General features: G+C 62.9%; 14 protein-coding genes. 4 read left to right on the top strand and 10 right to left on the bottom strand.

Translation table 11 applies throughout. The annotated features are described in order from the left end of the window. Positions 1–133 precede the first annotated feature (133 nt). Genes ACIROW_RS12310 through ACIROW_RS12320 form a run of 3 tightly spaced genes read right to left on the bottom strand, consistent with a single transcriptional unit; the run spans position 134 to position 2,991 of the window. Positions 134–1,492, bottom strand: coding sequence for a sensor histidine kinase (locus tag ACIROW_RS12310; protein WP_402275753.1), 1,359 nt, complete (start codon positions 1,490–1,492; stop codon positions 134–136). Next, positions 1,489–2,187: a response regulator transcription factor gene (locus tag ACIROW_RS12315; protein WP_402275756.1), complete on the bottom strand. Its 699-nt coding sequence runs from the start codon at positions 2,185–2,187 to the stop codon at positions 1,489–1,491. The genes ACIROW_RS12310 and ACIROW_RS12315 overlap by 4 nt, the downstream gene beginning before the upstream one ends. A 9-nt stretch (positions 2,188–2,196) precedes the next feature. Beyond that, positions 2,197–2,991 (bottom strand): MipA/OmpV family protein, encoded by a 795-nt coding sequence (locus ACIROW_RS12320; RefSeq protein ID WP_402275759.1) that lies wholly within the window; start codon positions 2,989–2,991, stop codon positions 2,197–2,199. Positions 2,992–3,217: 226 nt separating this feature from the next. On the opposite strand from ACIROW_RS12320, the gene ACIROW_RS12325 reads away from it, so the two are divergent. The 3 genes from ACIROW_RS12325 to ACIROW_RS12335 all read left to right on the top strand — a co-directional run bounded on the left by ACIROW_RS12325 (position 3,218) and on the right by ACIROW_RS12335 (position 5,705). After that, the gene (locus tag ACIROW_RS12325) at positions 3,218–3,598 is read left to right on the top strand and encodes a hypothetical protein (RefSeq protein WP_402275761.1); all 381 of its coding nucleotides are present in this window, start codon (positions 3,218–3,220) and stop codon (positions 3,596–3,598) included. 111 nt (positions 3,599–3,709) lie between these two features. Continuing rightward, the gene (locus ACIROW_RS12330) at positions 3,710–3,943 is read left to right on the top strand and encodes a hypothetical protein (RefSeq protein WP_402275764.1); all 234 of its coding nucleotides are present in this window, start codon (positions 3,710–3,712) and stop codon (positions 3,941–3,943) included. Between the two features lie 208 nt (positions 3,944–4,151). Then, positions 4,152–5,705 carry a methyl-accepting chemotaxis protein gene (locus tag ACIROW_RS12335; RefSeq protein ID WP_402275766.1) on the top strand — a complete coding sequence of 518 codons (1,554 nt, stop codon included), beginning with the start codon at positions 4,152–4,154 and terminating at the stop codon, positions 5,703–5,705. A 48-nt stretch (positions 5,706–5,753) separates the two neighbouring features. On the opposite strand, the gene ACIROW_RS12340 is transcribed toward ACIROW_RS12335, so the two are convergent. Continuing rightward, a complete protein-coding gene (locus ACIROW_RS12340; RefSeq protein WP_402275769.1) occupies positions 5,754–6,200 on the bottom strand; it encodes an Lrp/AsnC family transcriptional regulator in 447 nt (148 codons plus the stop codon). A 132-nt stretch (positions 6,201–6,332) separates the two neighbouring features. Between ACIROW_RS12340 and ACIROW_RS12345 the strand changes: the two genes are divergently transcribed. Then, complete coding sequence (locus ACIROW_RS12345; RefSeq protein WP_402275771.1) at positions 6,333–7,223, top strand: DMT family transporter; 891 nt, start codon at positions 6,333–6,335, stop codon at positions 7,221–7,223. Here the strand turns inward: ACIROW_RS12345 and ACIROW_RS12350 are convergent. From ACIROW_RS12350 to ACIROW_RS12375, 6 genes are all read right to left on the bottom strand, one after another. Continuing rightward, positions 7,220–8,077: an IclR family transcriptional regulator gene (locus tag ACIROW_RS12350; RefSeq protein WP_402275964.1), complete on the bottom strand. Its 858-nt coding sequence runs from the start codon at positions 8,075–8,077 to the stop codon at positions 7,220–7,222. The two genes, ACIROW_RS12345 and ACIROW_RS12350, sit on opposite strands and share 4 nt — an antisense overlap. Before the next feature lie 109 nt (positions 8,078–8,186). After that, positions 8,187–9,746 carry an AMP-binding protein gene (locus ACIROW_RS12355; RefSeq protein WP_402275774.1) on the bottom strand — a complete coding sequence of 520 codons (1,560 nt, stop codon included), beginning with the start codon at positions 9,744–9,746 and terminating at the stop codon, positions 8,187–8,189. Positions 9,747–9,774: 28 nt separating this feature from the next. Then, the gene (locus ACIROW_RS12360; protein ID WP_402275777.1) at positions 9,775–11,526 is read right to left on the bottom strand and encodes an ABC transporter permease subunit; all 1,752 of its coding nucleotides are present in this window, start codon (positions 11,524–11,526) and stop codon (positions 9,775–9,777) included. A gap of 30 nt (positions 11,527–11,556) precedes the next feature. After that, complete coding sequence (locus ACIROW_RS12365) at positions 11,557–12,624, bottom strand: ABC transporter ATP-binding protein (RefSeq protein WP_402275780.1); 1,068 nt, start codon at positions 12,622–12,624, stop codon at positions 11,557–11,559. Between the two features lie 14 nt (positions 12,625–12,638). After that, complete coding sequence (locus tag ACIROW_RS12370; protein WP_402275783.1) at positions 12,639–13,712, bottom strand: ABC transporter substrate-binding protein; 1,074 nt, start codon at positions 13,710–13,712, stop codon at positions 12,639–12,641. 86 nt (positions 13,713–13,798) lie between these two features. Next, positions 13,799–14,572: an enoyl-CoA hydratase/isomerase family protein gene (locus ACIROW_RS12375; RefSeq protein WP_402275786.1), complete on the bottom strand. Its 774-nt coding sequence runs from the start codon at positions 14,570–14,572 to the stop codon at positions 13,799–13,801. Between the last annotated feature and the right edge of the window lie 165 nt (positions 14,573–14,737).

A 14,737-nucleotide genomic window follows, 5' to 3' on the forward strand; every position in this document is an offset into this window, starting at 1 on the left:
GCGCGATGATATAGAAAAGCGCGGCGCGTGTCTGTAGTAAAGCGGATACCGGGGGCATGGCTTTCCGCAATGCGGAAAATATTATGGAAACGACAATAAAACAACTGCAAAAGCAGCCGAAAAGGCTTGATTGTCAGACTGCAGTCGCCTGCAAGCCGGCCCTGAAGTTGATCCTGAAACGCGCGCCCGGCCCTGCGTTCTCAGCCTGCAGCGTCCAGCCATGGGCATGGGCGATTTCTTCGCAGATGGACAAGCCCAGGCCGGCGCCTTCGTCGCGCCGATGTGGGCCGCGCCAGAAGCGCTTGAACAATTGCGGCATGGCGTCGGCCGGAATCCCGTCGCCGTAGTCGCGCACGGCGACGCCGCGCGCACTGACGTCGACATCGACGGCGCTGCCGGGCGGCGCGTGGTGCACGGCATTCTCGATCAGGTTGCGCATCAGTACGAACAGCGCGCCGCGATCGGCTGCGATCATTACCGGTTCTTCGTTGGCCGGACCGACGATATGCACTTCGCGTTGTTGCGCCAGGCGCTCCAGTTGCGCGGAAGCTTCGGCGGCGATGTCCTTGAGGTCGATCTGTTCCATCGCGTAATTCTGGTGCTCGCTGGCTTCAGCCAGATGTAGCAGTTGATGCACCTGGCGCGCCATGTGGTCGAGGTCGCGCAGCAAAGCGCCGCGGTCGCCGCGCTCATCCAGCTCGATCTGGCCACGCATCAGCGCCAGCGGTGTCTTCAGCTCATGCGCGGCGGTGGCGAGGAATTCGCGCTGTACGCGATAACCGTCCTCCAGCCGTTGCAATGCCAGATTGAAAGCGGTGAACAGCGGCGTCAGTTCGCTCGGCACGTCTTCCAGCGACAAACGCGCGGACAAGTTGTCGACCTGGATCTGTCCGGCGGCGGCTGACGCCTTGCGCAGCGGCTTCAGCGCGCGATGCAAGGTGGCCACCACGATCAGGCTGAACAGCAGCATGGCGACAACGGCGACCGCAATGGCGATCTTCTGCGCTTTTTCGCTGTCGCTGCCGACGATGATCCGTTGCATGCGTTCGCTGCGCATCAGCTGGACGTAGAAAGTGCGATCGTCGTGAATGAAAGGTACGGTCAGGACTTGTTGCCCTTCGCCGCTGTTGACCACGCGGAAGCGGGTGCGCTGCGGATCGAAGTTTTCACCGGCGGGTGCATAGGCTGTGGCGGCGTGGTCCGACGACAGCAAGGCGACGCCGCGCTGATCGACCACACGGTAGGCGGCATCCTGCAACAGCACGGAATAGATCGCCGTCATTTTCTGATTCAACCTGACGCTGTCGGGCACGCCGCCGGCATTGAAATGGACGCCGGCGACGATGCGCGCCGCATTGTGCTCCAGATCCAGATTGATCAGCATGTCCGGCCCCCAGCGCAACAGCACTGCCAGCACCAGCACGACGATGCCGCTGATGCAGCTCAGCGCGATCGCCGTCGTGGTCAGCAGTCTTGAGGAAAGACTCTTCATGATTGCACCTGCTCCGGCTTTGCGGCATCGAGCAAGGCATAGCCATGGCCGCGAATATTGCTGATCTGCAGCGGCGATTCAATCGCCGCGAGTTTGCGCCGCAGCCGATGCAGCGCGACATCAAGCGCGTTCGGCGTGACCGGTTCGGACAAACCCCAGGCCGCCGCTTCCAGCGCCGTGCGCCGCACCGACTTGCCGGCCGCGCGCACCAGCGCCAGCATCAGTTGCATCTCGGCCGCCGCCAGCGACACCGACTCCTCGCCCTGGCGCATGCAGCCGGCGTCGGGCTCGACGCGCAAGCCGGCGAATTCGGGCGATAGACTTTGCAGCTGCGCGGGACGGCGCATCAGCGCACGCACACGCGCCACCATTTCTTCCATCGAAAAAGGCTTGGGCAGGTAATCGTCGGCGCCGGCTTCGAGTCCTGCCACGCGATCATGCAGGGCATCGCGCGCGGTCAGCATCAGGCACGGTGTGAGCACGCCGCGCGCGCGCAACTGCCGCACCAGGTCAAGGCCGTCGCCGTCAGGCAGGCTGCGATCCAGCACCAGCACCGGATACGCCATCTGCGTGCAGCCGGCGGCGGCATGCGCGATGGTGGCGTAAACATCGGTCTCGATGCCGGCCGCAGCCAGCGCCTTCGCAATCAGCGCCGCCATGCGTTCATGATCTTCCAGCAGCGCGATGCGATTCATTGCTTACCCTCAGAATTTATAAACATACCCCAGCCGCAGCGACGGCGAGGTGGAACGATCAACCAGCGGACTGTCGGTAATGCCGCTGCCGTAATGCGTCACGCCGAGGTCCAGGAACACCGACTGCGCCGTGGTCAGGCTGTAGTCGGCGCGCACCCCGGCATCGACGTTGGCGGTCGACTTGCCGTTGTAGGCCGCGCGGGCGGAGGTGGCTTCCGACGACTTCACGCCATAGTAATAGTTGACGTATTCGTTGTTCATCCAGGTCACGCCCAGATGCGGCGTCAGGCGCACGCTGCCGGTTGTGAAGCCGCGCTCGGCGCCCAGTTTAACCGTTTGGCCGTTGCTGTTGCCGGCGGCCTTGAGCCACTCCAGCGTGAACTTGGCGAACGGCGCACGCCATGTCGCCGTACCGCCCAGGTGGAAACCGTCCTTGCGTTCGTCCATGCCGTTGAGGATGGGCGCATCGCCGGACTTGTAACCCTGGTTGGCATATTTGGCGCGCAGGGTGAAATCGAACTGGCCCAGGCTGCCCAGCTTGAAGTCGACAGCCGGACCGGCCACGCGGAAGTAGGCGCCGTTGTACAGAAGAATGGGCAGGGCCGAGGTCTTGGTGCCGTAGCCGCGGTAAGGGCTACGCTCGAAGCCGGCGCCGAGGCCGATGCCCCAGCCCGGCTCCTGTTGGCCGGTGACGCCATTACCGCCTGAGGCGTCTTGCGTTGCGGTTTGTGCTGACGCCGCGCAAGCGCCGCCGAGGGTGACGCCAAAAACGATGGCGCGAAGGACAACTGTAGTGTGCCGCATGAAAACTCCCGGGGAGAGTGGTGAATGGAATGCACCACGATCATCGAAAACTCCCGGAGATCGTGGTGGATGGAATGCGCCACGATCATCGGGCAGGCCGACTTACCAGTTACTTACGGGGCTTTTCACCTGTTTCCCCAGGGAAATCATTCCAACATACCTCTCAGGATTTCTCCGATAGGGCATGGCAGAAATGTCAATTAAAGTTAAATCAAAGGGAGGGGAAATGATGACCAAACAAACCTGTTCACTCGCACTGCTGACGCTGGCAATCGGCATGCAACTTCATCTGGGTCATGGGCCGCGTGCAGCATCGACGGGCCAGCTGGGCGCGTCTGCGGTGGTGGCGGAACGTTGCCGGATCGACTTCAGCGAAGGCAGCGCGGACTACTTCGAAACCTGCAACAGCGTCCAGGTTGCAGCGACCGAACGCGCGCACAACGTGCTCGGTGAAATCGTCGCGGTGGCAGCGTCGGCCGATCCGTATTATCTGGATCGCGATCCCGAATCGGCGAACATGGCCAGACCTGTGACGTCTTCTGCCAGTATGAACTCCACCGGCGCCGACCGCAGCAAGGCGCCGCGCGTCGTCACCATCCACTATTGACCAAGCTCTGGTTACCGGCCGCATTGCGCGGGTCGGCCGATTCCGTAGTACCGTTAAGCGGCGCGCCGGAGCCACGGCGCAAATTACCGCGCGGCACTCCAGGGACCAGCCATGAACAAGAACGTGATCCTCAGCATCGAAGACGACAACGGCATGCATTGCGTCGACTTCATCGAAAACGACGACGGCAGCTTCAGCTACAAGGCATTTCGCAAGGATCCTGAAGACGAAGGGAAATGGACACTGACGGCGGACTACTCGGCGACGCGTTTCGCGACCCAGCCGGAGGCCTTCGAGTCGGCCGGCCGGCGCATGCCATGGCTGGTGGCCTTTCTGCCGTCCTGATCGGGAAAAAGAGAGGAGAAAGGCCCGGTTCTTACAGGGCCTTTTTTACGTGCATGGCGCAGAACTTGCTGAAATCTTAGAAATATTGCGCTATACACTAGAAATATTTCAGCTTGATGACAATCAGCTTTCATACAATACACGTTCACAACAACGCCGACGACCAGATCGAAGTCGACGGCCGGATCACCACCACGGGGGAAGCATCTTGAAGCTCAGCACCAGAATCGTTCTTTTATGCGCACCGACTTTGCTCGGCATCGTGATCATCGCAATGGTCTCGCTCAACACCCTGAAGAACACCATGCTGGAAGAACGCACTGCGCAGCTGTCGCTGCTGGTGACGCTGGCCGACGCTTCGCTGAACAAGATCTACGCGCTCGAGCAATCCGGCAAGATGACGCGCGAACAGGCGCAGGCGCAAGCCAAGCTCATCATCGGCAGCTTCGCCAAGGACCAGAACTACTTCTTCGTGCGCGGCTACACCGACGACGTCAACTACGTCCATCCGAACCCCAAGCGCGTCGGCATCCAGGACAAGACCGCGCGCGCCGACGGCGACCGCTACCGCGCGGCGCTGGCCGGACATGACATCGGCATCCTGCAGGCCGAAGGCACGCGTCCCAACACGGTGGAAAAAGTGCAGAAACTGTATGCCGTCATCAAGTTCGCGCCGTGGGACTGGACCGTCGGCTTCGGCGCCTACATCGACGACATCAACACCCAGTTCTATCGCAACGCGCTGATCCTGCTGCTGATCGGCGGCGCGCTGATGGCGGTAATCGGTGTCATCGCCTACCTCACGCTGCGCACCGTCATGAGACAGCTGGGCGGAGAGCCGGCCGACGCCATGGGCGTGGTCGACCGCATCTCGCAAGGCGATCTGTCGACGCGCATCGCCCTGCGCAAGAACGACCGCCACAGCCTGCTGCTGTCGATCCGCTCGATGCGCGACAATCTGTCGAAGATCGTCAGCGGCGTGCGAAGCGGCACCGACACCATCGCCACCGCATCCAGCCAGATCGCGGCCGGCAACCTCGACCTGTCGTCGCGCACCGAACAGCAAGCCGGCGCCCTCGAAGAAACCGCCTCCGCGATGGAGCAGCTCACCTCGATCGTGCGCCAGAATGCCGACAACGCCAAACAAGCCAACCAGCTCGCCATCTCCGCCTCGGGTGTGGCGGTCGACGGTGGCGCAGTGATCGGCCAGGTGGTCGACACCATGGAAGAAATCAACGCTTCCTCACGCAAGATCGTCGACATCATCGCGGTGATCGACGGCATCGCCTTCCAGACCAACATCCTGGCCTTGAACGCCGCAGTAGAAGCGGCGCGCGCCGGTGAACAGGGCCGCGGCTTTGCGGTGGTCGCATCGGAAGTGCGCACACTGGCGCAACGCAGCGCCGGTGCGGCAAAGGAAATCAAGGCGCTGATCGAGGATTCGGTCGGCAAGGTCGACATCGGCAGCAAGCTGGTCGAGCGTGCCGGCGTCACCATGCAGGACATCGTCACCAGCGTCAAACATGTGTCCGACGTGGTGGCGGAAATCAGCGCGGCGACGCAGGAACAAAGCTCGGGCATCGAAGAAGTCAACCGCGCCATCAACCAGATGGACGAAGTCACGCAGCAGAACGCCGCGCTGGTGGAGCAAGCCGCAGCGGCGGCGGCCTCGATGCAGGAACAGGCCGCCAACCTGGCGCAACTGGTCAGCGTGTTCGTGCTGGCGGAACAAAGCGGCGGTCAGGCAGCCTTGCGCACCTGATCATTGCAAGGCATTCCGGACTGCAGTCATGCAGTCCGGGACGTAGCCTCACTCGCCGCCCGCCAGCGGCGGCAACCTGCGCTTGAGCGGCGTGCTCTTGATGATGGCCGTATTGGTCTGCGCGCTGGCGGCGAAACGGTCCAGCACCAGGTCCAGCTCCGGAAGCGTGCGCACCAACAGCCGCGCGATGTAGCAATCCTCTCCCGTGACCTTGTCGCATTCGGTGAATTCCGGCGTTGCCAGGATTTGCCGCTCGACCGCGTGCAGCTGTCCCGGCAAGGGGCGGATACGCACGATGGCCTGGATCTGGTAGCCGAGCGCATGCGTGTCGATGTCTATCGTGTAGGCCGTCAGGATGCCACGCTCTTCCAGCCGTTTGAGACGTTCCGTCACGCTCGGCGCCGATAGGCCGCTAGCCTGCGCCAAGGCCTTCAGCGAGGCGCGCGCATCCGCCGCGAGCAGCTGGATCAGCTTCTTGTCGATATGGTCGAGCATCTTTTCTTTACTCCTGAATGCCGGAAAACACCATCAATAATAAAGGCCGAATCCGGCTTTTGCCTAATTTAATGCATGGAACCGGCCGCCCCGGTCCGGCACAATATCGGCTTCTGCCTACGAGGAATATCCATGACAAAAAACATCAGGCGCGGCGCCTTCGAGATGACCGGCGCCATGCTGATTTCGGGCAGCATCGGCTGGTTCGTGCTGGCGTCGGGACTGTCGGTGCTCAATGTGGTGTTCTGGCGCTGCGTGTTCGGTACGCTGGCGCTGCTGGCGATCTGCGGCTGGCGCGGCCTGTTGCGCCGCGAGCTGCTCAGCGCGCGCGTGCTCGGCTGGGCCGCGCTGGGTGGCGTCGCCATCGTGTTCAACTGGGTGCTGCTGTTCGCCGCGTATTCGCATGCGTCCATCGCCATCGCGACGACGGTCTACAACACCCAGCCGCTGATGCTGGTGGTGCTCGGCGCCGTGCTGCTGCGCGAGCGCATTGCCGCCGACAAGCTGGTGTGGCTGGCGACCGGTTTCATCGGCATGCTGGTGATCGTCAATGCACGCGCGGACGCGGGTTATGCCAGCGGCAGTTACCTGGCGGGCGTGGCGCTGGCGCTCGGTGCCGCCTTCCTGTACGCGATCGCGGCGTTGATCGCCAAGCGCCTGACCGGCACCCCGCCGCATCTGATCGCGCTGATCCAGGTTGCCGTGGGTATCGTGCTGCTGGCGCCGCTGGCGGATTTCTCCGCCCTGCCGCAAGGGTCGGGATGGAGTTACCTGATCGTCATGGGCATCGTCCACACCGGCGTGATGTACGTCTGGCTGTATGGCGCGATCCAGAAGCTGCCGACCGTGATCACCGGCACGCTGGCGTTCATCTATCCGGTGGCGGCAATTGCGGTGGATTGGGTGGCGTTCGGGCACCGGCTGCAGCCGCTGCAATGGTGCGGCGTCGCGGCAGTGCTGCTGGCGACGGCGGGCATGAGCCTGGGCTGGCGCGTACTTGGGCGCAAACGCGCAGGCGTCTAGCGTCCCTGGATGGAAATCGCGCGCGCCGCCAGCATCACCAGATCGGCGTGGCGACGTTCGTCGCTCTCACCGTTCCAGCGCGCCGTGGTAACCGCCATGTTGACGGCGCCGAGTGCGCGGCCCAGGCGAGAATCGCGGACCACTGCGGCGGTCGAAATGTCTCCCAGAAAATATTCCTCGCGGATGTGCGCATAGCCCTGCTCGCGGAATTGCGCCAGGCGCTGCTTGATCTGGCCGCGGTCGGCGATGGTGAACGGCGTGTACATCTTGAGATCGCTGCGGTCGAGGATGTCGTCGATCTCGGCATCATCCAGCGTTGACATGATCGCCAGCCCCGAGGCCGTGCAATAGGCGGGCAGGCGCGTGCCGGTGACGACGTTGGGATTGAGTACGTTGCGGCTGACGATACGCTGCACGAACACCACGTCGGCGCCGTCGAGGATGGTCAGGTTGGTGGTCTCTTCGGTTTCCTGGCTCAATTGCTGCAGGTAAGGCGTGGCGCGACGCACCAGGTCGCTCGAGGTCAGGTAGTGATAGGCGAAGTTGAGCACTTTGGGCGCGAGCTCGTACTTGCGGACTTCGTCATCCTTGGTCAGGTAACCCAGCGTCATCAGCGTGTAGGTGAAGCGTTGCGCCGTGCTGAGGTCAAAGCCGGTCAGTGCAGCGATCTGCGACAGCGACAGCTGGCGCTGCTGGCCGTCGAAGGCCATCAGCACGCGCATGGATTTTTCCACCGAGTTGACGTACAGCGGCGAGTTGATGCCGGTGTTGTCGGTCGCGGGCGCCACCACGCCGGCTTCGTCAGTGTCGGCGGCAACTGCCGCAGTAGCGCGCTTGGCCGGCTTGGCGCGCATCTTGATTTCAGCGCCGTCGGTTTTCTTCGTCATAAGTTGGCTTGTCGGCTTGGTGGCTCTGCGGCGTGGACGGATAAAGACCCGCGTGAAGGTTTGATTGAAAGCGCTATTATCGTCGTTCTGCCCGCACCGGGCTACTGTCCCATGCGGCGGCGAGGTCGGGCTTGAGCAGGTGCTTCTTGATGCGTTCGCTGAGCGTGGTCTCGAAACCGTCGGCCTGGATGTAATAGCGCGGCAGCTGGTAACTGGCCAGCTTCGATTTCGCCCATTCCGCCAGCGCCGGAAAGGACGCTTCCTGCCCTTCCTTGTATTGCACATAGAGCATGATATCCTGCTCGCCGATGTCTCCGGTGACGCCGACCGCAGCGGCTGCCGCCACCGCCGGATGCATCACGAAGACGCGTTCGATTTCCCAGGCCGAGACGTTCTCGCCGCGCACGCGCATGCTGTCGGTCTTGCGGCCGACAAAATACAGGTCGCCCTGCTCGTCCATGCGCGCCATGTCGCCGGTGTGCAGCTTGCCGCCCTGCAGCGCTTCCGCGCTGGCCTTGGGATTGTCCAGATAGCCCGGCAGGAAGCAGCCTTCGACATCGCTGGAGACCACCACTTGCCCGATCGCGCCGACCGGCGTCGGCATGCCGTCGGCATCGCGCAGTTCGACCTTCAGCCACGGCAGCGCGCGACCGATCGATCCGACTTTGCCGCTGGTGTTGACGGTGGTGAAGCTTGACCCTTCGGTCATGCCGTAGCACTCGCGCAGCGACAGTTTCAAACGCGCCAGGATGCCGTTCCAGGCGCGCGGAGAAACACCTGCTCCCCATGCCACGCGCAGCGTGTGATGCGGCGGTTGCATGTCAGGCGGCAGCTGCGTGAGGATGTCGAGGATGCCGCCGAGATAATGCAGATGCGTGGCCTGCGCCGCCTCCACTTGCTGCCAGAACTTGCTGGAGGAGAAGCGCTCGACGATATGCAGTTCGGTCTGCTGCAGGAAAGGCACCAGCAGCATCTGTGCGCCGCCGATGTGGCACAGCGGTTCCCACACGAACATGCGGTCGCCGGGACGCACGTCCGACACCAGCAGTGTTCCTTCGCTGGCGATGCGCATCATGCGATGCGTAAACACCACGCCCTTGGGTGCGCCGGTGGTGCCGGAGGTGTAGATCAGGCACAGCGTGTCGAGCGGTGCAATGTCGGCGGCGCGCGGACGCGGCTGTTCCGGCACCGGCATCTCACCGGCGAATTCATCGAGCCAGGCCAGCCTGTCCTGCAACTCTGGCAGCTCGGCCAGCGGTTCGGCGAAGCTGCGCTGGGCAATAAACAGCGTAGGGGCGCAATGCCCCAGCAGATAGCTGATGCCGGGCGCCTTCAGACGCATGTTGACCGGCACCCACACCACGCCGCTCAGCATCAGCGCATAGATCAGCGCCATGTGGTCAAGGCCGTTTTCCAGCATCAGCGCAACGCGGTCGCCGCGGCGGATACCGCGGGCGACGAGGCGTTGCTGCATGGCGGCGACACGCACCGCCATCTCGGCGAAGGAGGTCTTGCGGCCGTTGAAGACAATCAGCGTACGGTCGCTGTTTTCAAGCAAGCCTTTGAGCAGCAGCGAGACGACGTCAAGCTGGTCGTCGCCGCAACGGGACGGGAAGTAGTGTGTGTAGCGATGCATATCGGATTCGGATAAATGTTGATGACTGTCAATGGATGGCGTGCGTGCGACGACGCGCCATCTTGTAGAACGCAGGCAACAGGACCAGCAGCGCAATCACGATCACCATGACCAGCGACACCGCGGCCAGGGTCGGATTGACCTGCAGGATCATGTCGTCCCACATCTGCTTGGGTAGCGTGTTCTTCATGCCGCCGCTGACGAAAATCGCGATGGTGAGTTCATCGAAGGAAATGATGAACGCCATCTGCAGGGCCGCTGCAACGCTGCCGATCATCATCGGCAACTGGATCGTGCGCAGCCGCGCGAAGGCGGATGCACCGAGGATCCGGGCGGCGTCGTCGAGGCGCCAATCGAAGCGCTTGAGCGCCGCCGCCATGGTGACCACGACGTACGGGATGGCCAGCACCGTGTGACCGATGGTCAGGCCGAGATCGGTGCCGACCAGGCCCATGCGCGAGAACAGATAGAACAGGCCGACCGCCACCACGATGCGCGGCACGATCAGCGGCGCCAGCAGAAAGGCAAACACCGGCTTGGTCCAGCGCGGCGGCAGACGCGTCAGCGCCAGTGCCGCGCCAACGCCTAGCGCGGTGGACGCCAGCGCGGTGACGATGGCGACGCCGAACGAACGCAGGAACGAGGCCTGCCATACCGGCGAAAACATGAAGGCTTCGAACCAGCGCAGGCTGAAACCCTGCGGCGGGAACGACAGGAACGGCGAATTGGTGAAGGCGATCGGGAACACCACGACAATCGGCAGTGACAGTAATGCCACCGCGAGCACACTGTAGAGCTTCAGTCCCTTCACTTTCTGCAGCACCGGGCCGGCCGCGCCGTAGCCATTGCCGCACAGGCGGCCGAGGCCGATCAACAGCGCAGTGGTCGCGGCCGAACTGTTCTTCTTCGGCGCCGCACGGGCGTCACCGCTGAGCGAAGACAAACCCACCAGCTTGTCGTACAGAATGAACACCGCCACCGCGAAGATCAGCAGGATGGTCGACAGCGCCGCCGCATACGGCAGGTTGAACAGGTCGTTGATGGCCGAGATCACCAGCTGCGCGACCATGGTTTCCTTCGGTGTGCCGAGCAGCGCCGGCAGGATGAAGAAGCCCAGGCTGGTGATGAACACCAGCAGGCCGGCCGCCGCGATGCCGGGTCCGGCCATCGGCAGGAACACCGAGAAAAAGGCGATTGATCGATTGGCTCCCAAAGTCTCCGCCGCCTGCAGCAGTTGTGCGTTGACGCCGCGCATGATCGGCAACATGTTGATCACCGCCAGCGGCAGCATGGCGTGCACCATGCCGATCATCACACCCAGCATGGAGGGCGCCAGCGCGTGCGGATCATCCACCAGGCCGAGGCTGGCGGCCAGCGTCAGCAGGATGCCGGTCTTCGACAGCATCAGGATCCAGGCGAAGGTCTTGACCAGGTAGCTGGTCCAGAACGGCACCATGATCCAGATCATCCAGCGCTCGCGAAAGCTGTCGCTCAACTGGCTCAGGAAATACGCCACCGGAAAACCCAGCGCCACCGACAGCAGCGCCGTCAATCCCGAGATCAGGAAGGTGTTGCCGAGCACCTTGGCGAACACCAGGTCGTTGGTCATGCGGCGGAACTGGTCGAGCGTGGCGTGACCGTCGGCGTTGACCATGCCGGTCTGCAGGATCTCGACCACCGGCACGCAGAAGAAGCAGATCAGGAACACGAAGCACGGCAAGGCCGGCAGCCACGCGCGCAGCGACTTTTTCGCCGCGCTTGAAGAGAATGAACTGGACATGGTGAATCCTCGTATCGGTGGAACTGAGGCTTAGCAGGTCACGACGGCGGCATGTTCCGCATGCCAGCGAATGCCGACGCCGTCACCGACGGCCGGTGCTTCGCGGCGGCCGCAGCGCAGCAGGAACGGCCGGCTTTCGCCGATGTCGACCATCACGCGGATATCCGAGCCGGCGAACACGACTTCACTGACGATGCCCTTGACGTAGGCGTCGCCGACGCCGGCCAGGCAGGCTTCTTCCGGTCGCACCACCAGCGAGATCTCGGCGTTCATTCCCGCGCCCTCCGGACGCTGCGTCGGCAAAGGCACGTTGAAGCGGCCGTTGCCAAGGCATGCACCGGACGCCCCGGCGGCACTCTCCTGCACCCGTCCCGACAGCAGATTGGAGTAGCCGATGAACTGCGCCGAGAAGGCCGTGGCCGGTCGGTCATACAGATCCTGCGGCGTGCCGATCTGTTCGATCTTCGACTGGTTCATCAGGCAGATGCGATCGGACAGGTTGAGCGCTTCTTCCTGGTCGTGCGTGACGTAGATGAAGGTGGCGCCAAGATCCTTGTGCAGGCTGCGGATTTCGGACTGCATGTGTTCGCGCAGTTTCTTGTCGAGCGCCCCCAGCGGTTCATCGAGCAGGATCACCGACGGCTTGTAGACAAAGCAGCGCGCCAGCGCGATGCGCTGCTGCTGGCCGCCGGACAGCTCGCGCGGCAAGCGGTTGGCGTAGCTGCCCATCTGCACCATTTCCAACGCATCGCGCACGGCCGCCGTCATGGCCGCCTTGTCCATCTTGCGCATGCGCAGCGGATAGGCAATGTTTTCCCACACCGACAGATGCGGGAACAGCGCATAGCTCTGGAACACCATGCCGATGCCGCGTTCGCCGGCAGCGGTGTGGGTGGCGTCCTTGCCGTTGATGAATAGAGAACCGCCGCTCGGCTCGACCAGGCCTGCAAGTATCTGCAGCAGTGTGGTCTTGCCGGATCCGGATGGTCCCAGCAGGGTCAGGAACTCGCCGTCGCGGACGTCGAGGTTGGTCGGCGACAGCGCCGTAACGCTGTCGTAGTGCTTGCTGATTGCACGTGTTTGCAGTCTGGCAGTCATGACTTGTATCGCGATCAGGAAAGTAACCAAGCGTTGAAACGGTCCGATACGGCGTTGCGGTTCTTGTGCCACCAGAGGCCGCTGGGCGGACGCATCAAGGCGATGTTGGCTGGTGCGGTGGGCAGGATGGCGGCACGCGCGGCGGGAATGTCCTTATAGGCCTCCAGTGCGGTCGGCCCGTATGCCAGCGTGTCGGTAAAGCCGCTCTGGCGCTTGGCGTCGGCACAGAACTTGACGAATTCCTTGGCGACGGCGGCACGCGGATTGCCCTTGGGCACGCCCCAGCCTTCGATCGAATACAGACCCTGGTTCCAGTTGATCGCCACCGGTGCGCCGCCTTCGATGGCGGTTTGCGCACGTGCATTCCAGGTCGAGATCATGTCGACTTCGCCGGACTGGATCAGCTGCATGGCCTGGGCGCCGCTGGTCCACCAGACCGCCACGTGCTTCTTGATGCGGTCGAGGCTCTTGAAGGCGCGGTCGAGGTCGAGCGGGTACAGCTTGTCGGATGCAACGCCGTCGGCCATCAGCGCTTGCTCCAGCGTGTCGATGGCATTGCGGCGCAGCGAGCGGCGACCGGGGAATTTCTCGACGTTCCAGAAGTCGGCCCAGGTCTTGGGCGGATTCTTGGCGAACTTGTCGGTGCGGTAGGCGAGGATGGTGGCGTACACGTCGACGCCGACGAAGCTCGATGTGATCGAACCAGGCAGCATGTTCTTGAAGTCGGTCGGCACGATGCCGAGCGGCTCCAGCATGCCGGCTTCTTCGAGAATCGGAATGTCCTGCGCCAGCGTGAGCGTGGTGACGTCCCACACGAAATTTTTGGTTTGCACCATGGCGGTCAGCTGCGCGACCGGCTGCGCTTCGCGGGCGACGTTGACGATTTTTACGCCCGTGGCTTTTTCAAACGGATCGTAGAAGGCCTTGCGATAGGCTGCCGTGTAAGGACCGCCCGGGTCAGCCACCACCAGTTGCTTGGTTTGCGCCATGACCGACGACGCGACGCCGGTGACGCCCGCGGCCGCCATGCCTGCAGCGCCGGCCATTTTCAGGACGGTGCGGCGATGATTGTTGAATTGCTGAGTCATACGTACTCCCATAAGTGGTTGTTAGAGGAATTGCCGACCTGCGACTGCGGTGGTGCCTTGTGCTGCAATGTGATGCCGGTTCCGGTTCAGCCGCCGATGGTGCGGCCGCGCTTCTTGAAGAACTCTTCCATCATGCGGGCCGGTTCGCCGGTGGCGTAGGCTTCGCCCTGGATGCGGCGGCCGGCGGCGATGGCGTCGACAAAACTCGGTTCGGTGATCTCGTAGAAGCGCTGCTTGTCGAGGCGCATGGCAACCGGCGGCTTGGCGGCCAGTTCACGCGCGATGGACAGCGATTTGCTCATGACCTCGGCGGCCGGCACCAGATGATGGATCAGGCCGAGGCGATGTGCTTCTTCGGCTTCCATCATGCGGCCGGTCAGGGTCAGTTCGATGGTGCGCGACAGGCCCAGCATCTGGGTCATGATCCACGGACCGGTGACGCTTGGAATGCCCGAATTGATTTCCGGCTGCCCCATGCGCGAGCCGGCGTGGCCGACGCGGATGTCGCCCAGCAGCGTCACCTGGAAAGCCGAGCCGGCGGCGGTGCCGTTGAGCGCCATGACCAGCGGCTTCTTGAGCGAGCGCAGCGTGCGGTAATAATTTTCCCACTCGGTCATCCATTCATCGGCGCGTTGCTCGTCGAAGCCGTGCGCCTCTTCCAGGTCCTGCCCTGCGCAAAATGCGCGATCGCCGGCGCCGGTCATGATGATGGCGCCGATGGCCGCGTCCTGATCGCTGCGCTTGAGCGCGGCGATGATCTCGGCGCGCATTTCGCTGTTCCAGGCATTGAGCTTTTCAGGGCGGTTGAGGGTGATGATGGCGACGTTGCCGTCCTGTGAAACCTTGATGAATTTTTCCATAACTATTCCTATGCAATAAGTAATATGTTATACCGCTAGTTCATGGTACAGCAATTACCATGCCTGTCTATATGCGCTGCAAGATGGATTATTTCGCTTGTAAACAGTGCATTTCATCTGCTTTTACGGTGCGGTGCACTACGATTGCGCCGCGCGCGATCGGCG

Origin of the sequence: Herbaspirillum sp. NPDC101397, assembly GCF_044767325.1 — a bacterium.
In the GTDB taxonomy this organism is placed as follows: domain Bacteria; phylum Pseudomonadota; class Gammaproteobacteria; order Burkholderiales; family Burkholderiaceae_D; genus Herbaspirillum.